The sequence below is a fragment of the Aliarcobacter sp. genome (assembly GCF_041672065.1).
In the GTDB taxonomy this organism is placed as follows: domain Bacteria; phylum Campylobacterota; class Campylobacteria; order Campylobacterales; family Arcobacteraceae; genus Aliarcobacter; species Aliarcobacter skirrowii.
This window is the reverse complement of record NZ_JBAZAH010000011.1, coordinates 15,813-40,214: the sequence shown is the minus strand read 5'-3', so window position 1 is coordinate 40,214 and position 24,402 is coordinate 15,813. Positions and strand designations below refer to the sequence as shown.

Below are 24,402 nucleotides of genomic sequence, written 5' to 3'. Positions count from 1 at the left end.
CAGTGTTATCTTTTATTTGTGCTAAGTATGTACCGAACTTTTTTGCAAATTCTGATGATGGAATAAGTTCATTTGTAGAATATGTTACCACAATATACTCCTTTAAATTATGCGTAATATTTTACGGGCATTGTATCATAAATTTAATTATCATCCCATAGGGTACAAAATCTCTTTTTGAATATCTTCAATTTTTGTCAATATCTCAGGAGTAATCTTAAAATCAAAGGCTTTGAAACTATCTTCTAGTTGCTCACTTTTTCTTGCACCTATAATAGTAGATGCTACAAAATCAAAATGCTTTGAATAAGCTACTGCCAAAGTCAAAGGTGAAACTCCATAATCATTTGCAAGGCTCATATATTTTGCAGTTGCTTCAAGAGTCTTATTATTTACAAATCTATGTGCCATAGCTTGAACTCTTTTGTTTTTATCTTTTAAATAAACAGCAAATCTAACCTCTGGATCTACAAACTCTTTATTATATTTTCCACTTAAAACTCCACCTGCCATTGGTGAATATGGCAATAAAGATATATTTTCTCTTCGGCAAACATTTGCTAACTCATCATGAAATCTTGGATTTAAAAGTGAAAAGTTGTTTTGAATAGACTCAAATCTTGCTAAGTCTTTGTTTTTGCTTATCTCATTTGCTTTTGTAAGTCCATAAGCACTATCATTTGAAGTTCCAATATATCGCACCTTTCCCTCTTTTACCAAAGCATCAAAAGCTTTTAAACTCTCTTCTATTGGCACAATAGTATCAGGCCAATGCATCTGATACAAATCAATATAATCTACTTGCAATCTTTTTAAGCTTCCCTCTATTGCTCTTTTTATATGAAAACTATCAATTGCTGTTAATCCATGTCGCACAGGTGGTACAAACCAACCTGAAGCAGCACCTGCTATTTTTGTAGCTAAAATAATACTATCTCTTGCTTTTGTTTTAAGCCATTTTGCCAAGATTGCTTCAGTTAGACCTATTGTCTCTTTTTTTGGACTTACAGGATAAAGTTCAGCTGTATCATAAAAGTTTATTCCTCTATCATAAGCCATATCAAGAATCTTAAAAGCCTCTTTTTCATCTGTACTACTTCCAAAAGTCATAGTTCCCATACAAATAGAACTAACTCTAAGTCCACTTTTTCCTATATATCTAAATTCCATATTAAAGCCTTTTTGCAAAAAATTATTAAGCAAAAATTATATCAAAATAGACTAAAAATACCCTACTCTATGATACAAATCTCTTTTTTCAAAATATGTTTAAATGTAAAAATAGCAACCAAAAGCACAATAATAGTTGTAATAAAACTCAAAATATATGCCAAAACCTCATAAAAAGGTTTAGAAGTTAATTCATACATAGTAATCACACTTAAAGTAACAGCAGCCATAGGAAATGTAAATGCCCACCATGATATAAAAAATTTTATTTTTAAAAAGTTTTTATACATAAATGCCACCAAAATAGTAAAAAATAGTGCCAAAGAGAATAGTATTTGAGCAAAAAAATCTAAACTAGAAGTCAATTTTATATATGAGATAAATCCAATTGATGGAGGAGCTATCAAAATAAACATAGTTGGCAAAAATTTTGGTGCAAATGGATTGTGAAATATAATTCTATTTAAAATTATAGAAAATAGTATTATCCAAAAAAACAGACCTATTGCAAAATAGAAAATCAATATTTGATTATCTACAAATGAGACTCCAGCAATAGGAACTATCAAGTTTCCAACAATTGGAATAAACCAAGCTGGATTTGAGTGAACTATCTCAAGATTGTTATTTATCCAAAATCTTATTGTATAGAAAGTTAAAAATAGATGTAAAATAGCTCCAAAGTAGAAAAATAGTTTAGATATCTCAATACTAAATTCTTTAAAACAGATTGATAAAATAAGCATAGATATTGATGAGGCTGCAAAGAAGTTTATTCTTATTGGATGATTTAGCTCTTTTTTAACCTCTTGTTTATATTTAAAAATCTTTAATATATATGTAAAAACAACTGCTATGAAAAGTAAAGTTGTAAGAGATATTAAAGATATAGAAAAGATATTTGAAAATCCAAAAGTATGATTTAGTTTTTCAAAAACTAAAGTCAAACCACCAAGCCCCATAATCACAGCAAACATCATAATTGGGAAAAATTGCAATCTATTTGATGGGATTGCTTTTATACTCTCTTGTTGCATTCTTAAATCCTATTTTTGTAAAATATTTTTTAATTTAAGTTTTATGAGTTTAGTTTTGGCAAAAGATAAAAAAATAGTAGATTTAAAAGCTTTAAATCTATCATTTACACAAAAAGATGAGACTATAAAACTTTTAAACTTTAATCAAAATTCAATGAGTTTAGATATTGCCATTTTTAAAAATGAAATTTTTATAAAAAATAGCAAAATGGTTTTTGCACATTTGCCAAAAAAACTAAAATCAAAACTTAATCCTAAGTTTTGATTTTAACATAAGTTTTTATTATATAAGTTTAATAACTCCTTTCGAGAAATCCCATTGGTCTTTAGCCGATGGGATGAATCGAATAACTAACCCTGATTTGCTATATAGTTTCGTATAGTTTCAGGACTAGCTTCTCCAATACTGCACACAAAATACCCATCACTCCAAAAATTTTTTCTTTCCAAAATTGTTTTTTGTAAGTAATTACTATGTTTTTCCCAAATTCTATGAGTAGTTATTGACTTAATACGATTAACAATAGAAGATATACTAATTCTTGGGATATGTTGTAGCATTATATGAATATGGTCTATATCTGATTGCATTTCAATAATAGTAAAATCACTTTTTGATTCTATCTCATAGATTATATTTTTGATAAATGTATTCATCTCTCCAACCAATAGCTTTTTTCTATATTTGAAAACCAATATAAGATGAACTTTCAAGTTGTGTTTGCTCTATTAGTAGTTTCAAATCCATATAATTTTCTTTTATTTTTTCTCAAATCTTATCCTTTTTTCTTGTGTTATTTATAATATTATATTATAATGCTATAAATAAATTAAAAAGGAGTTGAGTTAATGTTAAAAGCATTCAAATATAGAATTTATCCTACAAAAACTCAAATCCAATTAATTGAAAAACACTTTGGTAGTACAAGATTTTTATATAACTATTTTTTAGATTATAGACAAAAGGAGTATGCAAAAGGTCAAAAAGTTAATTATATGACTACACAAGGGAAGCTAACAGAATTAAAATCTCAGAAAGAGTATGAATGGCTAAATGAATGTGGGAGTCAATCTTTACAAATGGCTCTTAGAGAATTAGATAACTCTTATCAAAGATTTTTCAAACAACTTGGTGGTTACCCAAAATTCAAATCAAAAAAGAATAGTCATCAAAGTTTTACAGCTCCTCAAAATATTAAGATAGAGAATAATAAAACATATTTACCAAAATTCACAAAAGATGGTATTAAAACTAAATTCCATAGAGAGATACCAAAAGATGCAATATTAAAACAAGCAACAATTTCAAGAACAAATAATCAATACTTTATTAGTATATTAGTAGATGATAATATACCTACACCTAAGCCAATAAAAGCAAAAAATGCAGTTGGTTTAGATGTGGGTACTGAAACACTAATTACAACAAGTGATTATGTTAAGTATCCAAATTTACGACATACTAAAAAGTATGAACAAAAACTTAAAAAACTACAAAAGGCTTTATCAAAAAAACAACATAGTAGAAAAAAAGGAGATACAACCCCTAAATCAAATAATTACTTAAAACAGTTAAAAAAAGTACAAAAGATACATACTAAAATATACAATTCAAGAAAAGACTATTTACATAAAATATCAAATGAGATAACCAATCAATACGATATTATTTGTCTTGAATCATTAAATGTAAAAGGTATGGTTAAAAATAAAAGACTATCTAAATCAATTAGTGATGTAGCTTGGAGTGAGTTTATGCGACAACTAGAGTATAAAGCAACTTGGAAAGGTAAAACTACAATAAAAATAAGTAAATGGTTTCCATCTTCACAAATATGCTCAAATTGTGGTACTAGTACAGGTAAAAAACCACTTAATATAAGAAAGTTTGTTTGTCCACACTGCAATACATCTCACGATAGAGATATAAATGCCTCAATCAATATTAGAAATTATGGACTAGGACAAACAGATAATAGAAATTCGGCAGGGACTGTCGATTATGCTTGTGGAGTATCCTCTAGTGGGGTTATAACTTCCTATGGAATTGTAACTAGCTATGATACTATGAAGCAAGAAGCCCAATCGTCTTTAGCGATTGAGTAGTTCACTTAGTTCTTTTTATACTCTACTTCAAGTTTTTTGTAAAAATCTTCAAAATTTACATCCTCTATTTTTTCAAGAAGATCAACCATAACTACATTGTCCTCTTGTCCACTCCAAACTTTTTTATAAGTTCCCTCTTTATATCCGTGATCTTGTCTAAATTTATTTAAACAATTTTTTCCAATATATAGTTTTTGAAGCCAAGTAAAAGATAATCCTGCTGTTTTACAAGTTCTAAAAAATTGCTCAATAAATCTTTCAATTCCACTAAAACTTGGCATATTTTTTGTATCAATTGCCAAAGCCAAATAAGATAGCTTTTCAGCATCTTTTACAACAAGTTTTATATCAATATTTGTATTTGCTTCATAAATACAGTGAGTATTTACAAGTGAAACTGCTCTTGGTACATTTGTTTCTTGAAGTATATAACTCATTAAAAAGTGCCAAATATCTACAAGCTCTACATGAATATTATTCATATCAGGCTCTGAATTTATATTTTTCCAATGTTTCCAAGGAGTTGAGTCAATTAGCTCTGCTGCTTCCATATGAATACATCTAAGCCAATTTATCTCTTTGTTGAATTTATTGATTCCAAGCTCCCAGTTTTTACCATTTGTTGAGTCATTTAACTCTTTTTGAAGCAAAAACATCTCTTCTAATTTTGAAGGAAAAGATGAAGCCTCTTCAAGCAAGTTTGCCAAAGGTAAACACTCCTCTATTAAGCTATCTAAAACAACACTTGAAGGAAGAAGTTTTTTATCGCCTTTTATTGTATGAAGAAGAAGTGATATTACATAAGGAACTTCATCTTTCTCTTCCCAAATCAAAACATCTTTTGAATCAATTTTTGTAAACTTTAAAAACTCCTCTAAAGAAGCAAAACCAATATTTTTTATAGCTAATTTAAACTCTTTATACAACAAACCTAACTCCTATTTTCAAATTTTTTCTCTATAAATAGATTACAACTATCACCACTACTATTTTTTACAACAATACTTGGAAGAAGTTGTGACTTAAAACCATAGGCTTTACAACCGTGTGGTTTATTTGGCTCCCAAGTTACAAAATAGTGGATACACCTTTGACACACTACTCTTTTTTGCATCTTTAAATCTCTACCTTACTTTGTATTGCTTTTGAAAGTGATAACAGATCAACATTTTCCAAACTAACTCCTGTTGGTACACCTTGAGCTATTTTTGTGAATTTTATATCAAAATCTTTTAATTTATCTTCAATATAAAGTATAAAAGCGTCATTTGCAATTGAAGGAGTTATTGCAAAAAGTATATTTTTTACCTTACTATTTTTTATATACTCTTGAAGTTTTAATATATAACTTTGCTCTAACTCATCAATTACAAAATATCTTCCATCAAACTCTTTTGAATCTTCAATTATAAAAATATCTTTTGCACTTTGAACAATACAAAGCTTACTATCGTCTCTGCTATCATCAAGACAATATTCACATATCTCATTTTCACTCATACAAGAGCATTTTTTACATCTTTTTATAGTTTTTAAAGCGTTCTCAATACTATGAGATAGTTTAACACCGCAGTAGTTGTCGTTCATAACTATATGATATGCAAGTCTAAGTGCTGATTTTTTACCAATTGTTGGTAAAGACTCAAAAGCCTCAACCAATTCATAAAATTTTTCTAATCCTCTGTTCATTTTGGGATTGTATCCAATTTAAAATAAATTTTATAATAAAGCTTATTTTATTATTTTTTGGTTAGAATAATCGCTTTAAAAAAATTTAAAAATATATTTTGGAGATTAAAAATTGGTAGAGATTGATTATTATGAATTATTAGAAGTTGAAAAAACTTCAGATAAAACTACAATTAAAAAAGCTTACAGAAAACTAGCAATGCAGTATCATCCAGATAAAAATCCAGACAATAAAGAGGCTGAAGAGAAATTTAAAGCCATAAATGAAGCTTATCAAGTTTTAAGTGATGATGAGAAAAGAGCTATTTATGATAGATACGGTAAAGCTGGTTTAGAGGGTCAAGGGCACAGAAGCCAAGGTGGTTTTGGTGGTTTTGATGATTTAGGTTCAATTTTTGAAGAGATGTTTGGATTCTCAAATTCTAGCAACAGAAGAAGAGAGAGAAAAACATATAACTACAACCTTGATAGTGCTATTGAGGTAGTTTTAGAGTTCAATGAAGCTATTTTTGGATGTAAAAAAGAGATAAACTATACATATAAAACAGCTTGTAACTCTTGTAGTGGAACAGGTGCAAAAGATGGAAAACTAGAAACTTGTAAAACTTGTGGTGGACATGGTCAAGTTCACTCAAGACATGGTTTTATGACTTATGCACAAACTTGTCCAAACTGCGAAGGTAGTGGAAAAGCAAAGGCTACTTTATGTAAAGATTGTAAAGGCAAAGGATACGAAGAGAAAAAAGATAGCTTTAAAGTTGATATTCCAGAGGGTGTAAATGATGGAATGAGAATTAGAGTTAGTGGTCGTGGAAATATTGCACCAAATGGTCAAAGAGGCGATTTGTATATCCAAACTAAAGTAAAAGAGGATGCACATTTTGTAAGACATGATGATGATATTTATGTTGAAGCTCCTGTGTTTTTTACTCAAGTTGCACTTGGTGCTAAAATTAAAATTCCAAGCTTAAGAGGGGAATTAGAGCTTGAAATTCCAAAAAATGTAAAAGATAAACAACAATTTACTTTTAGAGGTGAAGGTGTTAAAAATGTTCAAGGCTATGGAAAAGGAAATTTAATTGTTCAAGTAAAAATTGAGTATCCAAAATCTTTAACAACTGAACAAAAAGAGCTTTTAGAGAAGCTTCAAAATAGTTTTGGAGTTGAAAGCTCTCCTTCTGAAGCTAAATTTGAATCAATGTTTGATAAAATCAAAAATTGGTTCTAAAAATTATAATTTTTTTATTATACAAGGAGTAAAAAGTGAAATTTGAATATGTAGGTTTTAAACCTGTAATTAGCCAACACGGTGTATCTTTTAAGAGTGGGAAAGATGATAAATATATATATTTGCCTTATGCTTATGAGATTTTAGAAGCTATCTCTTACGATTATGGTGCAAATAAAAATCACTCATTTTCTGCAAAAATAGATAACTCAAATGTTGATAAACTATTCAATAAAGTTTCACTTGTTTATCCAAATTTAGAAGATGATATAAATAAAAGATTAGAAGAGTTTAAAGCTTTTTTAGATAATGAACAAGATGAGATATTAAATAATACTCAGTTAAATGAAGTTGATAAAAATACATATATTTCAAACTTAAATTTAATGAAAGATTATCAATTAAAAAGAGCGAAAAATAAAATTTTTTACTACTACGGTGTTTATACAATAGCAAAAGTTATAAAAGATAAAAAATTAAAAGAGATTGAACTACCTTTTAATGAAAAATTTTGGCATGTATTAAAGACACTACAAGGGGTTTTAAGTAGAGAAAAAATAAATAGCGATATAAAAGTTGAATACAAGGACACAAATCTAAGACTAAAAATTACAACATCTTTATAGGATTTTGTAATAAAAAACTTATTTAAGTTTTTGAAAGGTACAAAATGATTGAAACATTTGGCTTAGCCATAGTTGCCCTTTTACCATTTTTAGCAGCTCCAATAGTTGCATACTTGGCAAAATATAATCGCCTTGTGGCTGCTTGGAGTTCTGCAGCTGCTACTATTATGGCTTTTTTAGTTCTTCTTTTTTATATAAAACTTCCATTTGCTGGTATTACAACTATTCAATCATGGTCTTGGATAGAGTCAATTGGTTTGGATTTTGCTTTTAGATTAGATGGTCTTAGCCTTCTATTTTCATGCTTAATTCTTGGAATTGGACTTTTAATAATAATTTATGCAAGATACTATATAAGCACAAAAGATTGTATGGGAAGATTCTACTCTTATTTACTTCTTTTTATGGGTTCAATGCTTGGAATTGTTCTATCTGAAAATATCATCCAAATGGTTGTATTTTGGGAGTTAACATCTTTATCATCTTTTTTATTAATTAGCTATTGGCAACATAAAAAAGAGGGGCGAGAAGGTGCTAAAATGGCACTTACAATAACAGGAGCTGGTGGTTTAGCTATGCTTGCTGGTGTATTGCTACTTGGACATATTGTTGGCAGTTACAATCTAAGTGATATTTTAGTAAGTGGTGATTTAATAAAAAGTAGCCCTTTATATACTCCTATAATTATTCTTATTTTACTTGGAGTTTTTACAAAATCAGCGCAATTTCCATTTCATTTTTGGTTACCTCACGCAATGGCAGCTCCAACACCAGTTTCTGCATATTTACACTCAGCAACAATGGTAAAAGCTGGAATATTTTTATTAGCAAGATTATATCCATCTTTAAGTGGTACAACAGAATGGATATTTTTAGTTACATTTGCAGGTCTTGCCACACTTTTAATTGGTGCATTTACAGCAATGTTTAAACATGATATTAAAGGTTTATTGGCATATTCAACAATAAGTCATCTTGGATTAATAACTCTTTTATTTGGATTTTCTACTCCACTTAGCGTTGTTGCAGCTATATTTCATATTATGAATCACGCAACATTTAAAGCATCACTTTTTATGGTTGCTGGTATTGTTGATCACGAAACAGGAACTAGAGATTTAAGAAAATTAAGTGGTCTTTGGGCATTTATGCCTCATACTGCAACTTTGGCTATGATAGCAGCAGCTTCAATGGCTGGAGTTCCACTTTTAAATGGATTTTTATCAAAAGAGATGTTTTTTGAGAGAGCTTTAGATATAAATACACTAAGTATTGGAATTTTAATTCCAATTTTAGCAACAATTGCTGGAATATTTTCTGTTGCTTACTCTTTAAAATTTGTTCATAATATATTTTTCAATGGAAAAACAAAAAAATTACCAAAAACTCCTCACGAACCACCAAGATTTATGAAAATTCCTATTGATTTATTAGTAATTATATGTTTTTTAGTTGGAACAGTTCCAGCTTTGACTATTGCTCCTCTTTTAGCAACTGCTGTTATGGGTTCTCTTCAAACTACTCTTCCAGAGTACTCTTTAGCTATTTGGCATGGTTTTAACGCTCCACTTATTATGAGTATAATTGCATTTATTTTGGGAATTTTTCTATATACAAAAAGAGAGAAAACAACAGCTATTTTTGAAAAATATTTTGAAAAAATTGATGCAAGAGTCCCTTTTTATCTATTAATTGAATCTATTTTTAAACTATCAAATAAAGTTACATCTATTTTTGATAAAAGCTCTCTTCAAGGTATGATTGCTTGGTTTATTGTAGCCTCTTTAATAATTGGAGTTGCTGGATTTACTTATGGAGACTCACCTTTATTTGGAAACAAAGAGTTTTTAGAAATTGATACTATAAGTTTAATTATGACTGCTATTTTAATTTTTGCAACTTTTGCAACTGCATTTTTACATCATAAAAGGCTTTTAGCACTGATTATTATTGGAGTTGTTGGATTAATAGTTTCACTAATTTTTATTAAGTTTTCAGCTCCTGATTTAGCTTTAACACAACTAAGCGTTGAAGTTGTAACTATTGTTTTAATTCTTTTAGCACTATACTATCTTCCTCAAACAACTCCAAGAGAGTCTTCAAATCTTAGAATTTCAAGGGATTTAATAATATCAATTTTAGTAGCAGTTGCTGTATTTATCTTAACTTTAGCAGTTTTAAGCAAAGAGTACATAACTATTGCAGACTTTTTTATAAAAAACTCTGTAAGTGGCGGTGGTGGAACAAATGTTGTAAATGTTATTTTAGTTGATTTTAGAGGCTTTGATACATTAGGAGAGATTACAGTTTTAGCACTTGCTGGTATTGGAATCTTTGCAATGATTCAAGGTTTAAATCTAAATACACAAAATAACAATCAAGAAGGTTTTGTTTGGAGTGAAGATAAACATCCACTTATGATGCAAACTCTTACAAGAATGGTTCTACCTTTAATGTTAATGGTATCTGTTTATATATTTCTAAGAGGGCATAATCTTCCAGGTGGTGGGTTTATTGCAGGACTTATAGCAGCAGTTGCATTAATTGTTCAATACTTAGCAAATGGAATTGAGTGGACAAAAAGTAGATTAAAATTTCAAAATGATAGTTTAATTGCATATGGATTATTAATAGCAACTTTAACAGGTGTTATATCAATGTTTATAGATTATCCATTTTTAACATCAGCATTCTCTCACTTAAATTGGCCAATAGTTGGAGAGTTTGAAGTAGCAAGTGCTATTGCTTTTGATTTAGGAGTATTTTTAGTTGTTGTTGGTTCTACTGTTTTAATATTAGTTCAATTGGGACAACTAAGCAAAAATTCTCACAATATTACTAAAAAATTAGAAGAGAAAAAGGATAAAAACTAATGGAAATATTACTAGCTTTAATAATAGCAGTTTTATGTGGAGTTGGTGTTTTTTTAACACTAAGAGCTAGAACATATCCTGTAGTTTTAGGTCTAACTTTATTAGCTTATGCTGTTAATCTATTTTTATTTGCTATGGGAAGATTAAGTTTGAATGTTCCTGCAATTATTCAAGATAGTGCTTCAAGCTATGCAGACCCTCTTCCTCAAGCTTTAGTTCTAACAGCAATTGTAATTGGCTTTGGAATGACAGCTTTTGTAATTGTATTATCACTAAAAGCTTATGGTGAGTTAAAAAGTGATCATGTAGATGGGAAAAAGAGCTTAGATAAAGGAGAAAAAATATGATTCATACTCCTATTTTACCTGTAATTATTCCTTTAATTGCTGGATTTTCACTACTTTTAATTAAAAGATTTGGACTTAAAACTCAAGAGATTTTCTCTTTAATATCTGTTTTTATAATAATTTTAGTCTCAATTTTTGCATTTACAAAAACTTTATCAAATGATATTTTTGTATATAGTTTAGGAAATTGGAAAGCTCCATTTGGAATTGTTTTAGTGCTTGATCAATTCTCAATTTTAATGGTACTTGTAACTTCTCTTTTAGCTTTTGGAGCACTTTGGTATGCAATTAGTGAAGGTATTGATAAAAAAGGTGCTCACTTTCATCCACTTTTTCAATTGCAACTTTTTGGATTAAATGGTGCTTTTTTAACAGGAGATCTATTTAATCTTTTTGTTTTCTTTGAAATTTTACTTCTTGCTAGTTATAGCCTACTTCTTCATGCAAAAGGTGAAGGAAGAGTAAAAGCTGGACTTCATTATGTTGTAATCAATCTTGTTGGTTCAACTCTCTTTTTATTTGCAGTTGGAACTTTATATGGAATATTAGGAACTTTAAATATTGCTGATTTATCTCAAAAAGTAGCTCAATTAAGTCCTGAAAATGTTAGTGTTGTAGCATCTGCTGGACTTCTACTTTTGATTGTTTTTGGATTAAAAGCTGCTATGTTCCCTCTATATTTTTGGCTACCAAATGCCTATGGAAAAACAAGCGCTCCAGTTGCTGCTTTATTTGCTATTATGACAAAAGTTGGAATCTATTCAATCATAAGAGTTCATGGAACTATTTTTGGACAAAATGCAAATGAATTAGCATTTTACTACACTCCTTGGGTTTTATATATTGGACTTATAACTTTAGTTTTAGCAACTTTTGGAGTTTTAAGTTCAAAAGAGCTTAAAACTCAAATATCTTATTTAGTTTTATTATCTGTTAGTACTATTTTAATAGCTATTGGAATAAATTCAAAAGAGGCATTAAGTGGAGCAATATTTTATATGATTCACTCAACTTTTGTTGCAGGTGGATTTTTCTTAATTGCTGATGTTATTTTAAAAGCAAGAAATAGCACATCTTTAAGACCTAAAATGCCTATTTTTAAAAATGCAATACTAATAGGAAGTATATTTTTTATATTTGCTATTGCCATAGCTGGACTTCCACCTTTTAGTGGTTTTTTTGGGAAAATCATGATTCTAAAATCTTCAATAAATCATACACAAACAGCTTTAATATTAACTACTGTTTTATTAAGTAGTCTATTGGTTATTGTATCTTTAGCAAGAAGCGGAACAAATATATTTTATGATACAAGTGCAAATGAAGAAGAGTCAAATTATAAATTATCAAAATCAACTCTATCATCTATTCTTTATCTATTTTCATTTACTATTATTTTGGTACTTTTTGCAAATAATATTACACAAATAACAGAAAATATAGCTTCAAATTTAGTTGATACAAATAGTTATATATCGACTGTTTTAAATCCAAATGAGGAATTTTAATATGAAAAATAAAATTAGCTTTTTACCTCACCCCATTTTATCTTTTATACTTATTTTAATTTGGTTATTTTTAAATAGTACAGTTGCGATTGGTCATATTGTTTTAGGAACTATACTAGCAATTTTAATACCTTTGTTTACATCTAATTTTTGGGAAAAAAATGTTTCTATAGGTTCTCCTTTAACACTTCTAAAATTTATATTTATTGTGGCTTACGATATTATTATCTCTAATTTAACAGTTGCTAGACAAGTTATCGATTCAAATGATAAATTAAATCCTAAGTTTTTCAATCTTCCTTTAGATATTAAACACCCTTTAGCAATTAGCACACTTGCCAGTACAATCTCTTTAACGCCAGGAACTGTTAGTTGTGATTTAAGTGAAGATAGAACTTATTTAATAATTCATGGACTTGTAATTGATGATATAGAAGAAACTATAAAAGATATTAAAAAAAGGTATGAAGCACCGCTTATGGAGGTATTTAAAGAATGTTAGAGTTAGTAATACCAATAGCTTTTGTAATGATTGCTATTTCAATTGTTTTAAATATTTATAGATTAGTAGCAGGGCCAACTGTTGCTGATAGAATTTTATCTTTGGATACTATTTATGTAAATGCGATTGCTTTGCTTATACTTTTAAGTATATATCTAAAAAATACTTTATATTTTGAAGCAGCACTTTTAATTGCAGTTATGGGATTTGTTGGAACTGTTGCACTTAGTAAATATTTACTTCGTGGCGATATTATGGATTAAGGAGTTTAAATGTTGGAAATTATTGTATCAATACTTATATTAACTGGAGCCATTTTTAATCTTATTGGATCAATAGGACTTGTAAAACTACCTGATTTTTTTACAAGACTTCATGCACCAACAAAGGCTACAACTTTAGGAGTTGGATCTATTTTATTAGCATCTTTTATATACTTTAACTTTAAAACAGATACTCTTAGTCTTCATGAGATTTTAATAACTATGTTTTTATTTATAACAGCACCAATAGGTGCTCACTTAATGGCAAAATCAGCTATTTTTATAAAGAAAAATGAAGATAAAATAAAAAAAGTTTAGTTTTTAATAACTCCTTTTGAGAAATCCCATTGGTCTTTAGCCGATGGGATGAATCGAATAACTAACCCTGATTTGCTATATAGTTTCGTATAGTTTCAGGACTAGCTTCTCCAATACTGCACACAAAATACCCATCACTCCAAAAATTTTTTCTTTCCAAAATTGTTTTTTGTAAGTAATTACTATGTTTTTCCCAAATTCTATGAGTAGTTATTGACTTAATACGATTAACAATAGAAGATATACTAATTCTTGGGATATGTTGTAGCATTATATGAATATGGTCTATATCTGATTGCATTTCAATAATAGTAAAATCACTTTTTGATTCTATCTCATAGATTATATTTTTGATAAATGTATTCATCTCTCCAACCAATAGCTTTTTTCTATATTTGAAAACCAATATAAGATGAACTTTCAAGTTGTGTTTGCTCTATTAGTAGTTTCAAATCCATATAATTTTCTTTTATTTTTTCTCAAATCTTATCCTTTTTTCTTGTGTTATTTATAATATTATATTATAATGCTATAAATAAATTAAAAAGGAGTTGAGTTAATGTTAAAAGCATTCAAATATAGAATTTATCCTACAAAAACTCAAATCCAATTAATTGAAAAACACTTTGGTAGTACAAGATTTTTATATAACTATTTTTTAGATTATAGACAAAAGGAGTATGCAAAAGGTCAAAAAGTTAATTATATGACTACACAAGGGAAGCTAACAGAATTAAAATCTCAGAAAGAGTATGAATGGCTAAATGAATGTGGGAGTCAATCTTTACAAATGGCTCTTAGAGAATTAGATAACTCTTATCAAAGATTTTTCAAACAACTTGGTGGTTACCCAAAATTCAAATCAAAAAAGAATAGTCATCAAAGTTTTACAGCTCCTCAAAATATTAAGATAGAGAATAATAAAACATATTTACCAAAATTCACAAAAGATGGTATTAAAACTAAATTCCATAGAGAGATACCAAAAGATGCAATATTAAAACAAGCAACAATTTCAAGAACAAATAATCAATACTTTATTAGTATATTAGTAGATGATAATATACCTACACCTAAGCCAATAAAAGCAAAAAATGCAGTTGGTTTAGATGTGGGTACTGAAACACTAATTACAACAAGTGATTATGTTAAGTATCCAAATTTACGACATACTAAAAAGTATGAACAAAAACTTAAAAAACTACAAAAGGCTTTATCAAAAAAACAACATAGTAGAAAAAAAGGAGATACAACCCCTAAATCAAATAATTACTTAAAACAGTTAAAAAAAGTACAAAAGATACATACTAAAATATACAATTCAAGAAAAGACTATTTACATAAAATATCAAATGAGATAACCAATCAATACGATATTATTTGTCTTGAATCATTAAATGTAAAAGGTATGGTTAAAAATAAAAGACTATCTAAATCAATTAGTGATGTAGCTTGGAGTGAGTTTATGCGACAACTAGAGTATAAAGCAACTTGGAAAGGTAAAACTACAATAAAAATAAGTAAATGGTTTCCATCTTCACAAATATGCTCAAATTGTGGTACTAGTACAGGTAAAAAACCACTTAATATAAGAAAGTTTGTTTGTCCACACTGCAATACATCTCACGATAGAGATATAAATGCCTCAATCAATATTAGAAATTATGGACTAGGACAAACAGATAATAGAAATTCGGCAGGGACTGTCGATTATGCTTGTGGAGTATCCTCTAGTGGGGTTATAACTTCCTATGGAATTGTAACTAGCTATGATACTATGAAGCAAGAAGCCCAATCGTCTTTAGCGATTGAGTAGTTCACAACTAAACTCTATTTACAATCATCCTTTTTAGATAAAAATTTTAACTCATCACAAGAAAATCCTGCCTCTTTTCTCATAGCAAAATTTATATCCATCTTTCTTTTTGTACTACCTGGAAAAACTCTCTCTATAGCTTCTAAGTATGTAGTTTTTGGATCTAAATTTAATCTTTCACACTCATATTTAAACCAAATATCACCTTTTTTAACATGATCTACTTCCTCATTTAAAATAACTTTTAAAGCCTCTATTAGTTTTGTATTAAAGCTATCTTTATTTGAATTTAACTTCTCCATAATTTTTGGATTTTGATCCAATCCATTTGCCTCTAAATATCTAGGAACACAAGCCATTCTACTTAAAAAATCTGGAGTTTTTTGCATAGCTTCAAATAGATTCTTATGAACTTCAAACTCTCCATAATAACCACCTAGCTCTTTTAATAACTTTTCAAGCATTATAAAGTGCCTAATCTCATCATCTGCAACTTCTAACCAATCTTTATAATATTTTATTGGTAAATTTTTAAATCTAAGAGCTGCATCTATTGCTAAATCAATAGCACTATACTCTATATGTAAAATTGTATGAACTAAATATTTTTTGCCATTTATATCTTTAAAGTTTTTAATAGGTGGAAGTGATGTTGGTTTTACTATTTTTAGAAAAGAGCTATATGAAGGCTTTTTTAACTCTTTTGGAATATGATTATTATCAAATATAACTTGATTTTCCAAAAACTTTTTATAAAATATATTAAATCTATTAATCTTCTCTTCTACATTTGAAGTATCTAATATAGCCTCTAACTCTTGGTAAAAAAACATTTTTTAAGCCTTTTTATAATAAAATGTATAAATTTTATCAATTAGGGGTTGAAATGCAGGTTAAAGTTCATCCTATGGGTGATTATGCTACTAATTGCTACATAATAACAATAAACAACAAAGATATCATAATAGACCCAGGTGTTGGTGCAACTTCATGGGTTAAACAAAATGTTAAAAATCCTATTGCAATACTTAATACTCATGGACATTTTGACCATATTTGGTCAAATCAAGAGCTAAAAGAGTTTTATAATATCAAACTTTATACTCCTAAAGATGATGAATTTATGTTAACTTTAAACCCTTATAATCTTGGAATGCCACCTTCGTATCCTGATGTTTTGGTAAATCCTGATGAGGAACTAACAATTGAAGATATAAAAATAAAGTTTCACCATTTTGCTGGTCACACTCCTGGATGTAGTGTTATTGAGATAAATGATACTTTATTTAGTGGGGATTTTATATTCAAAGGTACTATTGGAAGATTTGATTTTCCAATGTCAAATAAAGATGATATGAAAAAATCTCTTCAAAAAATCTCTTTATGGGAAAAAGATTTTATAATATATCCAGGACATGGAGATAAAACAACTTTAAAAAATGAGTTAAACACTATAAAACAGTGGGAAAAACATATATGACAGATGATAGAATAAAAGCTCTTTTATTACTAAATCATACTGTTTTAAATAGTAACAATAAAAAACTATTTGAATCTTTTTTTGAATATTTAAAAAATCACTATAATGTTGATGCAATGAAGATTTTAGTTAGAAAAAGAACCGTAGCAAATATGGTTTTTGATAATTCACAAGACTCTTCTTGGCTTTTTTATACAAAAAAAGTAAGGATAAATGGTGAATATGAGATTATATTTGGATTAATTTTCAATAATCAAGATAGCCTAAAAAATGCAAAATCTGAATCAATAAATATTGATTTAGTTTTAAATAATTTATCAAATATTATTTATATAAAACATTTAGAAAAAGAGTTAAATAACTCAATGATTATAGACAAATTAACAGGTTGCTATAATAGAGCCTATTTAAATAATATAGTTAAACCTATATTTAGTCTTGCAAATAGAGAGAATAAAAAAATAGCTTTTTTAAAAATTGGAATTGACCACTTCAAGGCTGTTTTAGATGAGTTTGATTATAACATAGGAGATAAAGTTATAAAAAAACTAGCAAGTTTACTTAAAAAAAGCGTAAGAGAGTCTGATTTTGTAATAAGAATGTCAAATGATGCTTTTTTGGTAGTTCTTCAAAATATTGCAGATGAAGAGAATGCTTTATTTGTTGCAAATAAAATTATAAATAAATTTAAAGATGAAAAAGTTGTTGTAAATGAGACAACAGGTCAAGTTTTAATGAAAACAATATGCGTAGGAATCTCTTTTTTTCCAAAAGATGGTAAAGATATAGCAACTATCGTTAAAAAAGCAGATATTGCTGTAAGAGAGGCTAAAAATAGTGGAAGAAGTAGAGCTTTTATATTTAGCGAAGAAGAGACATCTAAAATAGAGCTTTTTTAAAAAACTCTATAATATTTTTCTAGCTTTTATATATACTCTTTTTGGAGCTGGATAACCCTCAACCGTTTTACTACTATCATTTGGATCTAAAAAATCTTCTAAGCTCTCATCAAATGACCACTTCGTAGCTCTTTGTTCATCTTTTGTTGTAACAACTGTTGATAATACTTCAATATTTTCAAATCCAGCACGTACAAGCCAATTTTTTAAAGCTGGAATTGTTGGAATAAAGTATATATTTGGAATTTTTGAGTATCTTTGGTTTGGAGTTAAACATATCTCATCTTCTCCATCTATCATAAAAGTATCAATTATAATCTCACCTTTACTATTTAATCCTTTGTTTAGTGCTTTTAAAGTTCCAACAGGATCAGCTCTATGATATAAAACTCCTAACATAAATATAAAATCAAATTTGTGATTATAGTACTCTAAATGCTCAACGCCTAACATCTCATAAACAATATTAGATTTTACAAAGTGATTTATAAACTCAAATTGATGAAGCGTTAAAGGTGAAGGATCAAACCCTACTAATCTTTTAGGTTTATCTTCAAGCATTCTAAACATATAGTATCCATTGTTGCAGCCAATATCAGCAACTACTTTATCTTTTAGATTAAAGTGAGGTCTTATTAGATTATATTTAAGATTACTTTGCCACTCACTATCAATTTCAAGGTCAAAAATTTCAAATGGACCTTTTCTCCAAGGTATTAAAGCTTTTGCAGTTTTAATAATAGTTTCATACTCTTCATTGCTTAAATCATCTTTTTTTCCAACACTAAACCAATCACCATAATCAATAACTAAATCTTTTTTCTCAATCTTACAAGCTTCTTGTAGTTGCTTATACCAAGGAGCTACATTTTTCCAAGCTCTACACTCATCTTTTTTCTTTTTTAACTCTTCAATATTCACTTTATACTCTTTATAATCTCTTTTAAAATTTTAAATAGATTCTCTATAGAATCTTTATATACAAACTCTCTTTTTGAGTGAGGATATTTTATTGTTGGTCCAATAGATGCAATTTTTAAGTTTGGATATTTTTCTTTAAATATTGCACACTCTAAACCAGCATGAATTGCTCTTAGAGATGCTTTGTTGTTAAATTTTTTATAAATATCTAAAACTGTGTTTGTAAAATCATTTATATCAGGACTCCAAGCTGGATATTTTCCATAAGTCTCTACTTTAAAGTTTGACTCTTCTAAAGCTTTTTTTGTACTATCTTTTAAGTTTTTTAATCCATCATTACTCATTGATCTTGCACTAAACTCAACTGTAATTGAGTCAATATTTGTAGATATTAAAGCTAAATTTATAGAGTCTTGAACAACATTTAACTCACTATTAAAAGATCTTACTCCATTTTCAAACTTATATAAAAAATCTACTAATTTATCGCTATAAACAACTAAATGTTCACTTTTTGTATCAATTTTCTCTATTTTCATATTTTCATCTGTTTTAATTGGCTCTTTTTTTGATGCAACAATTGCTTTAGCATTTGCTGCAATTGAGTTTATTCTCTCACCACCATTTATATCCAAAATCTTTGCATTGCTTTTTTTAATTGATTCAATTAAAAGTTTAATAGCATTTGGAATATTTTTATCTATATCAACTCCACTATGACCACCTGCTAAGTTTGAGATTGATATCTCATAAAGATCCAAATTTTGCTCATTTGAAACTATCTTTTTATCTTCAAAAATAGCTTTTATATCAACTCCTCCAGCACATCCAATACATATTTCACCCTCTTCTTCACTATCAAGATTTAGCATATATTTTGCATTTATAGGAAGATTTAAATCATTTGCACCAATAAGTCCAATCTCTTCATCACTTGTAAATAAAAACTCTAAATCATAGTTTTCATACATTAAAGCTATCATATATGAGCACCCTATTCCATTATCAGCTCCTAGTGTTGAGCAAGAGGCTTTTAAAGTTGTATCATCTTCAATAATTTGTGGAATTGTGTTTTTTTCTAAACATACAATATCATAGTGTGATTGTAAAACTATATTTGCACTGCTATTATGTTTTTTACATAAAATATTATTTTTTTCATCAACTAAACATAAATAATTTAGCTTTTTAGATAAATCTTGCATATAAGTTATAAACTCTTTATGCACTCCTGAGCATCTTGGAATTTTTGTAATCTCTTTAAATATTTCTAAAACTGTTGACATTTTATATCCTTTTAAAGGTGGAATTTTATTTATTATTGTGTTAAGAGTAGCTTTTATTAAATGAAAAAAGCTAGAAGATTCCTTCTAGCTTTAATTTATATATCAGATTTTAAATCTCTGTTTCTGTAAGCAAATATAATAGCTGCAAATGCTGTTGCAACTGTTACATAAGCCCAAGTTGGAATTGGAACTGGATCACCTGTTGCATAAGAGTGAAGTCCAGATAAGTAGTAGTTAACTCCTAAATATGTCATCATAATTGAACTAAATGCCAACAGTGAAGCAGTTGCTAGAGTATAAGGATTATTTAAAGGTTTAATAAATCTTAAGTGAACAACTATTGCGTAAACTATAATTGAAACATAAGACCATGTCTCTTTTGGATCCCATCCCCAATATCTTCCCCAAGACTCATTTGCCCAAACTCCACCAAGGAAGTTTCCAACTGTAATAAATACTAATCCAACAATTAAAGATATCTCATTTATAGCACTTACATGTTTTATAATATCATCTAAATGAGGTCTATTTTTTCTAAAAATAAACATAATTAAAGTCAAGAATCCTAATATTGCACTAAGACCAAAGAAACCATAAGATGCTGTTAAAATTGATACGTGAATTGTTAGCCAGTAAGATTTTAAAACTGGTACTAAGTTTGTAATTTGTGGATCAATCTCTGTTAAGTGAGCTGTAAACATAAAAATTGCAGCCATAATAACAGCTGAACTTAATGCTAAAAGTGATCTTCTAAAGAACATTACTCCTGCAAAAATAGCTGACCAAGAGATATAAAGCATTGATTCATAAGTATCACTCCATGGTGCATGACCTGAAATATACCATCTATATCCCATTGCAAATGTTTGAACTGCAAATATAGCAGCTAAAATCATAAATAGTGTTTTTGTAGTTTTTTGCGCTTTAAAGTTTGGATTAAATATAAGCACAAATGAGATAACTAACATCACAAAACCTAAAAGTAGATAAACTAAAGTTAAATTAAAAAATAGATCAAGCTTATTAAATAAAATCTCTGCACTTATTTTTGAACTGCTAGGAATTACAGATGCTCCAGCTTTTTCTTGATACATAGCAATAAGTTCAACATACTTATCACTCTCAACCCAGTCATACTCAGCAACTGAGTTTAAAAGCCCTCTTACAAGCTGACTTATGGCAACTTGATTTTGACCACTAAAGTTTTGAATTGCTTCAAGTGGTGAGTACCATTTAAAGTTATCATCAATAGTCTCATTTTCATAAAATTTAGGGAAAATATTTAGAAGTGATCCATTAAATACGCTATAAATAATATTTAATTTCTCATCAAGTTTGATAATATCTTTCTCAAATGTACCTCTTTCAATTGGTTTTGTAAGAAGTGCAGCTTCTGCCTCTTTTGCAATTATATACTCACCTTTTTGATTAAAAACTTCCGAAAATGAGATATATTTCTCTTCAACTGGAATATTTAAAAGTTTTTTAAGTTTTGGAGTATTTATTTTTAAAATTTTTACATCTTTCCAAAAATCAGGTCTTGATAGCATTCCTAAAATTATTTGATCTGAATTCATACCTAAAAATGTGCTTCTACCACTTAATTTTTGAACAATTTGTCTATTTAAAGTAGCAAGTGGTTGCATTCTTCCACCAGCTGTTTGAACTACCAAATGACCAAAATTATCAGCTGTTTTTAAAGAGTTATCTTTATAAGTATTTAAATATAAAACTGCTTCTTGAACTTTATCAACTGATTGTGTAGCTTCAGTTTGTTCATTTGCATAAAGGTTTGTATTTAATAAGAAAAGAGTTGCTAAAATAAATGAAGCTATATTTTTATTTGAAACAAATTTAACCAATTTCATAAATCTTGAATTTTTATCAAAGAAGTTTAAAAATAGTCCAAGCGTTAATAAAAAGTATCCTAAATATGTAGGCCACTTTCCTGGATCATTATTTACAGATAAAACCGTACCACTCTCATCTGGGAAATATGAACTTTGGAAAAATAGATAGTTTCCTTCACTAAGTGTTCTATTCATAAATATTCTATAATCATAAGTTTTATCATCTTTTATAACTGTAATTTCACTTGCATATGATGATGGAGCCATACTTCCAGGATATCTATCTAGTTGAAACTCATTTAATCTAATAGCAAATGGAAGTTCAATAAATTTTGAACCATACTCAAGTGTAATTTTATAATCATCTATTAAAATCTCTTTAGGAACACCTAACTGTCCTCTTAAACCAGCAATTCTTGTTTGTTGTTCTTTACCATTTAAATCAACATTCAAAGTTAAAAGTCCCATAGATGCTTGTTGCTCTTTTACAAAATTAAAATCAACATAACTAACTACTAAAGTGTTGTTGTCAAACTCTATTTTATGAGAGAAGTTATTGAAGTTTTTAAATAAAGATGTAAAATTTTCTTGATAGATATTTGATGCAAGAACTTCACCATCTTTTTCAACTTTTACTTGTAAATATGGCTCTAGTGAGATCATCTCATTTGTTGTAACACCTTCAGGAATTTGCATAATTCCCTCATATCCAACATATCTTGTTGTAATTGCACCAATTAATATAACTACAAATGAGAAGTGAAATAAAAATCTAGGCATTTTATTCCACATTTTTGTTTTATAAATAATTGCAACTAGATTAATTGTTGTAAGTACCAATATAGTTTCGTACCAAACACTGTTGTACACCAAAAATAGAGCTGAAGATGTACCAAAATCATTTTCAATAAATGTGGCAACTCCTGCTGCTATTGCTAAAATAGACAATAAAACAATTGTTGTTTTAAAAGAGAATAAAATATTTTTCAAATACAAACTAATCCTTTTTCCTAAGTTTTTTGCAAAATTCTATCTTTTTGCTATTAATAAACAATTAACAAAGAAGCCCAATTGAAGCTAGTTTTTTAAAATATTATTTGATTTACTAAAAGCTATTAAATCTTCTGTTGTTTTTATCAAATTTTTATCTATATTTTTTAAACACTCTTCAAAAATTTTTGAAGTTGTTAGGGCATCATAATAAGCTCTGTGATGATTTTGGACATCAATTTTTAAAATCTCTTTTAGTGTACTAAGTCCATATTTATCTGATTTTATAGTTCTTTTTGATAAATCTATTGTGCAAAGTTTTCTATTTAAAAGTTTTCCTAAACTATATTTTTCAAAACTTTGAGATATAAAGTTGTAATCAAATTTTATATCATGAGCTACAAATACATCATCTTTTAAAAACTCTTTAAACTCTTTTAACACTTTTTCAACTCTTGGTGCATTTAAAAGCATATTTGGAGATATATTTGTAACCTCCTGTATAAAAGATGGTATCTCTTTTGCATAGACCAAAGAGTCAAACTTATCTATAATTTGCCCATTTTTATACTTCACAGCACCAAGCTCAATAACTTGATGACCTTTATTTGGGCTTCCACCATTTGTCTCTATATCAACAAAACAAAAAGTTTGATCCTCTATTAAAGTGTTTGTAGTTCTTAAATAGACAAAATTATCTTTTATATCAAGTGGAAACCCATTTATTAAAAGCAGTTCAAACTCTAATTCACTACTTTCATAAAACTTATCACTATATATTTCAAGCAGAGATAAAAACTCATTAAACTCTATTGGCTCTTTTTTTAATCTTCTAATAATATCAATAAAGTTTGGTTTTATTGGTTTTAAAATATACTTTTTTTTAAATGATTTCATTTGCAGCTTTCACAAATTCAACCATTTTTTCTCTATCTTTAATCCCTTTTTGCTTCTCAACAGCACTACTTACATCAACAGCAAAAAAATTAAAACCATTTAACTCTTTTAAATTTTTACTACTTAATCCACCTGCAAGTATAAATTTTGAACAATCTATATCTTTAAACCACTCAAGAGCTAATCTCTTTCCAGCCCCACCAAACTCCTCTACAAAAGCATCAACTAAATAGTAGTTGTTTTCTAAATTTATTAAATCCTCTTTAGTTTTAACTCTTAAAACTTTTAGATACTTTACTTCAAGATTTTCATAATCTACAATATTTTCATCATCAATAATTTGTGCTAATTGCATCTTGCTATCTTTGCAAACTTGGTTTATAAAATCTGTTGTTTCATTTACAAAAAGAGCAACACTTTGAATAAAAGGTGGCAAAGAGTTTACAATCTTTAAAGCCTCTTTTGGCTCTATATATCTAGGGGAGTCTTTATAAAATACAAATCCCAAAGCACTCGCACCTGCTTTTGTTGCATTATGTGCATCTTCTTTGTTTGTAATTCCACAAATTTTTACTCTCATAAAATTAAACTCTAAT

24 protein-coding genes and 2 pseudogenes are annotated in these 24,402 nt (G+C 28.1%); 13 read left to right on the top strand and 13 right to left on the bottom strand.

Going from position 1 to position 24,402, the window contains the following annotated elements; translation table 11 throughout:
* Positions 1-150 precede the first annotated feature (150 nt).
* Both WC168_RS03200 and WC168_RS03195 read right to left on the bottom strand, forming a co-directional pair.
* On the bottom strand, positions 151-1,170 hold the full coding sequence (locus tag WC168_RS03200) for an aldo/keto reductase (RefSeq protein ID WP_066161443.1): 1,020 nt from the start codon (positions 1,168-1,170) through the stop codon (positions 151-153).
* A gap of 62 nt (positions 1,171-1,232) precedes the next feature.
* Complete coding sequence (locus WC168_RS03195) at positions 1,233-2,207, bottom strand: SLAC1 anion channel family protein (RefSeq protein ID WP_066161444.1); 975 nt, start codon at positions 2,205-2,207, stop codon at positions 1,233-1,235.
* A gap of 43 nt (positions 2,208-2,250) precedes the next feature.
* Between WC168_RS03195 and WC168_RS03190 the strand changes: the two genes are divergently transcribed.
* A complete protein-coding gene (locus WC168_RS03190) occupies positions 2,251-2,472 on the top strand; it encodes a malate dehydrogenase (RefSeq protein ID WP_372617492.1) in 222 nt (73 codons plus the stop codon).
* A gap of 86 nt (positions 2,473-2,558) precedes the next feature.
* On the opposite strand, the pseudogene tnpA (WC168_RS03185) reads toward WC168_RS03190, so the two are convergent.
* Positions 2,559-2,980, bottom strand: a pseudogene (tnpA, locus tag WC168_RS03185) (IS200/IS605 family transposase).
* A 76-nt stretch (positions 2,981-3,056) separates the two neighbouring features.
* On the opposite strand from tnpA (WC168_RS03185), the gene WC168_RS03180 reads away from it, so the two are divergent.
* Entirely contained in the window at positions 3,057-4,313 is a 1,257-nt protein-coding gene (locus tag WC168_RS03180) for an RNA-guided endonuclease TnpB family protein (RefSeq protein ID WP_066353983.1), read from the top strand.
* 5 nt (positions 4,314-4,318) lie between these two features.
* On the opposite strand, the gene WC168_RS03175 is transcribed toward WC168_RS03180, so the two are convergent.
* Genes WC168_RS03175 through recR form a run of 3 tightly spaced genes read right to left on the bottom strand, consistent with a single transcriptional unit; the run spans position 4,319 to position 6,002 of the window.
* Complete coding sequence (locus WC168_RS03175; RefSeq protein WP_066161446.1) at positions 4,319-5,242, bottom strand: dUTP diphosphatase; 924 nt, start codon at positions 5,240-5,242, stop codon at positions 4,319-4,321.
* A gap of 2 nt (positions 5,243-5,244) precedes the next feature.
* Complete coding sequence (locus WC168_RS03170; protein ID WP_066161447.1) at positions 5,245-5,427, bottom strand: uracil-DNA glycosylase; 183 nt, start codon at positions 5,425-5,427, stop codon at positions 5,245-5,247.
* 2 nt (positions 5,428-5,429) lie between these two features.
* Entirely contained in the window at positions 5,430-6,002 is a 573-nt protein-coding gene (gene recR, locus WC168_RS03165) for a recombination mediator RecR (protein ID WP_066161448.1), read from the bottom strand.
* Between the two features lie 112 nt (positions 6,003-6,114).
* On the opposite strand from recR, the gene dnaJ reads away from it, so the two are divergent.
* The 8 genes from dnaJ to WC168_RS03125 are packed head-to-tail and all read left to right on the top strand — an operon-like array spanning position 6,115 to position 13,667.
* Positions 6,115-7,230, top strand: a complete 1,116-nt coding sequence (gene dnaJ / locus WC168_RS03160) for a molecular chaperone DnaJ (RefSeq protein WP_066350766.1) — start codon at positions 6,115-6,117, stop codon at positions 7,228-7,230.
* A 35-nt stretch (positions 7,231-7,265) separates the two neighbouring features.
* Entirely contained in the window at positions 7,266-7,856 is a 591-nt protein-coding gene (locus WC168_RS03155; RefSeq protein WP_066407954.1) for a hypothetical protein, read from the top strand.
* Between the two features lie 44 nt (positions 7,857-7,900).
* Positions 7,901-10,729 (top strand): monovalent cation/H+ antiporter subunit A, encoded by a 2,829-nt coding sequence (locus tag WC168_RS03150; RefSeq protein ID WP_372617488.1) that lies wholly within the window; start codon positions 7,901-7,903, stop codon positions 10,727-10,729.
* Positions 10,729-11,076: a Na+/H+ antiporter subunit C gene (locus WC168_RS03145; protein WP_319085866.1), complete on the top strand. Its 348-nt coding sequence runs from the start codon at positions 10,729-10,731 to the stop codon at positions 11,074-11,076. The genes WC168_RS03150 and WC168_RS03145 overlap by 1 nt, the downstream gene beginning before the upstream one ends.
* Positions 11,073-12,584, top strand: a complete 1,512-nt coding sequence (locus WC168_RS03140) for a monovalent cation/H+ antiporter subunit D (protein ID WP_372617485.1) — start codon at positions 11,073-11,075, stop codon at positions 12,582-12,584. The genes WC168_RS03145 and WC168_RS03140 overlap by 4 nt, the downstream gene beginning before the upstream one ends.
* A gap of 1 nt (position 12,585) precedes the next feature.
* Positions 12,586-13,086 carry a Na+/H+ antiporter subunit E gene (locus WC168_RS03135; protein ID WP_279134321.1) on the top strand — a complete coding sequence of 167 codons (501 nt, stop codon included), beginning with the start codon at positions 12,586-12,588 and terminating at the stop codon, positions 13,084-13,086.
* Positions 13,080-13,349 (top strand): K+/H+ antiporter subunit F, encoded by a 270-nt coding sequence (locus WC168_RS03130; protein WP_279134319.1) that lies wholly within the window; start codon positions 13,080-13,082, stop codon positions 13,347-13,349. Before WC168_RS03135 ends, WC168_RS03130 begins: the two co-directional genes overlap by 7 nt.
* Positions 13,350-13,358: 9 nt before the next feature.
* The gene (locus tag WC168_RS03125; protein WP_066354080.1) at positions 13,359-13,667 is read left to right on the top strand and encodes a Na+/H+ antiporter subunit G; all 309 of its coding nucleotides are present in this window, start codon (positions 13,359-13,361) and stop codon (positions 13,665-13,667) included.
* A 61-nt stretch (positions 13,668-13,728) separates the two neighbouring features.
* Here WC168_RS03125 and tnpA (WC168_RS03120) read toward each other — a convergent pair.
* A pseudogene (tnpA, locus tag WC168_RS03120) lies at positions 13,729-14,150 on the bottom strand (IS200/IS605 family transposase).
* Between the two features lie 76 nt (positions 14,151-14,226).
* Here tnpA (WC168_RS03120) and WC168_RS03115 point away from each other — a divergent pair.
* Positions 14,227-15,483 carry an RNA-guided endonuclease TnpB family protein gene (locus WC168_RS03115; protein WP_066353983.1) on the top strand — a complete coding sequence of 419 codons (1,257 nt, stop codon included), beginning with the start codon at positions 14,227-14,229 and terminating at the stop codon, positions 15,481-15,483.
* Positions 15,484-15,497: 14 nt separating this feature from the next.
* On the opposite strand, the gene WC168_RS03110 is transcribed toward WC168_RS03115, so the two are convergent.
* The gene (locus tag WC168_RS03110) at positions 15,498-16,316 is read right to left on the bottom strand and encodes a ferritin-like domain-containing protein (protein ID WP_372617482.1); all 819 of its coding nucleotides are present in this window, start codon (positions 16,314-16,316) and stop codon (positions 15,498-15,500) included.
* A gap of 53 nt (positions 16,317-16,369) precedes the next feature.
* Between WC168_RS03110 and WC168_RS03105 the strand changes: the two genes are divergently transcribed.
* Positions 16,370-16,963: an MBL fold metallo-hydrolase gene (locus WC168_RS03105; RefSeq protein WP_320340217.1), complete on the top strand. Its 594-nt coding sequence runs from the start codon at positions 16,370-16,372 to the stop codon at positions 16,961-16,963.
* Positions 16,960-17,862 (top strand): GGDEF domain-containing protein, encoded by a 903-nt coding sequence (locus WC168_RS03100; protein ID WP_372617479.1) that lies wholly within the window; start codon positions 16,960-16,962, stop codon positions 17,860-17,862. Before WC168_RS03105 ends, WC168_RS03100 begins: the two co-directional genes overlap by 4 nt.
* A 6-nt stretch (positions 17,863-17,868) precedes the next feature.
* On the opposite strand, the gene cmoB is transcribed toward WC168_RS03100, so the two are convergent.
* The 5 genes from cmoB to WC168_RS03075 all read right to left on the bottom strand — a co-directional run bounded on the left by cmoB (position 17,869) and on the right by WC168_RS03075 (position 24,386).
* Positions 17,869-18,783, bottom strand: coding sequence for a tRNA 5-methoxyuridine(34)/uridine 5-oxyacetic acid(34) synthase CmoB (gene cmoB, locus WC168_RS03095; RefSeq protein WP_372617477.1), 915 nt, complete (start codon positions 18,781-18,783; stop codon positions 17,869-17,871).
* Positions 18,780-20,069, bottom strand: coding sequence for a M20/M25/M40 family metallo-hydrolase (locus tag WC168_RS03090; RefSeq protein WP_372617475.1), 1,290 nt, complete (start codon positions 20,067-20,069; stop codon positions 18,780-18,782). Before WC168_RS03090 ends, cmoB begins: the two co-directional genes overlap by 4 nt.
* 95 nt (positions 20,070-20,164) lie before the next feature.
* Positions 20,165-22,909: a cytochrome c biogenesis protein CcsA gene (gene ccsA / locus WC168_RS03085; RefSeq protein WP_228198725.1), complete on the bottom strand. Its 2,745-nt coding sequence runs from the start codon at positions 22,907-22,909 to the stop codon at positions 20,165-20,167.
* A gap of 87 nt (positions 22,910-22,996) precedes the next feature.
* Entirely contained in the window at positions 22,997-23,806 is an 810-nt protein-coding gene (locus WC168_RS03080; protein ID WP_066355385.1) for a 3'-5' exonuclease, read from the bottom strand.
* Positions 23,793-24,386: a phosphoribosylanthranilate isomerase gene (locus WC168_RS03075; protein WP_372617472.1), complete on the bottom strand. Its 594-nt coding sequence runs from the start codon at positions 24,384-24,386 to the stop codon at positions 23,793-23,795. Before WC168_RS03075 ends, WC168_RS03080 begins: the two co-directional genes overlap by 14 nt.
* Positions 24,387-24,402: the final 16 nt, after the last annotated feature.

What these genes read in the sequence shown, in the direction of transcription:
- WC168_RS03200 (WP_066161443.1), bottom strand. Translation starts at nt 1,170, where the DNA reads ATGGAATTTAGATATATAGGAAAAAGTGGACTTAGAGTTAGTTCTATT.
- WC168_RS03195 (WP_066161444.1), bottom strand. Translation starts at nt 2,207, where the DNA reads ATGCAACAAGAGAGTATAAAAGCAATCCCATCAAATAGATTGCAATTT.
- WC168_RS03190 (WP_372617492.1), top strand. Translation starts at nt 2,251, where the DNA reads ATGAGTTTAGTTTTGGCAAAAGATAAAAAAATAGTAGATTTAAAAGCT.
- WC168_RS03180 (WP_066353983.1), top strand. Translation starts at nt 3,057, where the DNA reads ATGTTAAAAGCATTCAAATATAGAATTTATCCTACAAAAACTCAAATC.
- WC168_RS03170 (WP_066161447.1), bottom strand. Translation starts at nt 5,427, where the DNA reads ATGCAAAAAAGAGTAGTGTGTCAAAGGTGTATCCACTATTTTGTAACT.
- recR (WP_066161448.1), bottom strand. Translation starts at nt 6,002, where the DNA reads ATGAACAGAGGATTAGAAAAATTTTATGAATTGGTTGAGGCTTTTGAG.
- WC168_RS03150 (WP_372617488.1), top strand. Translation starts at nt 7,901, where the DNA reads ATGATTGAAACATTTGGCTTAGCCATAGTTGCCCTTTTACCATTTTTA.
- WC168_RS03145 (WP_319085866.1), top strand. Translation starts at nt 10,729, where the DNA reads ATGGAAATATTACTAGCTTTAATAATAGCAGTTTTATGTGGAGTTGGT.
- WC168_RS03140 (WP_372617485.1), top strand. Translation starts at nt 11,073, where the DNA reads ATGATTCATACTCCTATTTTACCTGTAATTATTCCTTTAATTGCTGGA.
- WC168_RS03135 (WP_279134321.1), top strand. Translation starts at nt 12,586, where the DNA reads ATGAAAAATAAAATTAGCTTTTTACCTCACCCCATTTTATCTTTTATA.
- WC168_RS03130 (WP_279134319.1), top strand. Translation starts at nt 13,080, where the DNA reads ATGTTAGAGTTAGTAATACCAATAGCTTTTGTAATGATTGCTATTTCA.
- WC168_RS03125 (WP_066354080.1), top strand. Translation starts at nt 13,359, where the DNA reads ATGTTGGAAATTATTGTATCAATACTTATATTAACTGGAGCCATTTTT.
- WC168_RS03115 (WP_066353983.1), top strand. Translation starts at nt 14,227, where the DNA reads ATGTTAAAAGCATTCAAATATAGAATTTATCCTACAAAAACTCAAATC.
- WC168_RS03110 (WP_372617482.1), bottom strand. Translation starts at nt 16,316, where the DNA reads ATGTTTTTTTACCAAGAGTTAGAGGCTATATTAGATACTTCAAATGTA.
- WC168_RS03105 (WP_320340217.1), top strand. Translation starts at nt 16,370, where the DNA reads ATGCAGGTTAAAGTTCATCCTATGGGTGATTATGCTACTAATTGCTAC.
- WC168_RS03100 (WP_372617479.1), top strand. Translation starts at nt 16,960, where the DNA reads ATGACAGATGATAGAATAAAAGCTCTTTTATTACTAAATCATACTGTT.
- WC168_RS03090 (WP_372617475.1), bottom strand. Translation starts at nt 20,069, where the DNA reads ATGTCAACAGTTTTAGAAATATTTAAAGAGATTACAAAAATTCCAAGA.
- WC168_RS03080 (WP_066355385.1), bottom strand. Translation starts at nt 23,806, where the DNA reads ATGAAATCATTTAAAAAAAAGTATATTTTAAAACCAATAAAACCAAAC.
- WC168_RS03075 (WP_372617472.1), bottom strand. Translation starts at nt 24,386, where the DNA reads ATGAGAGTAAAAATTTGTGGAATTACAAACAAAGAAGATGCACATAAT.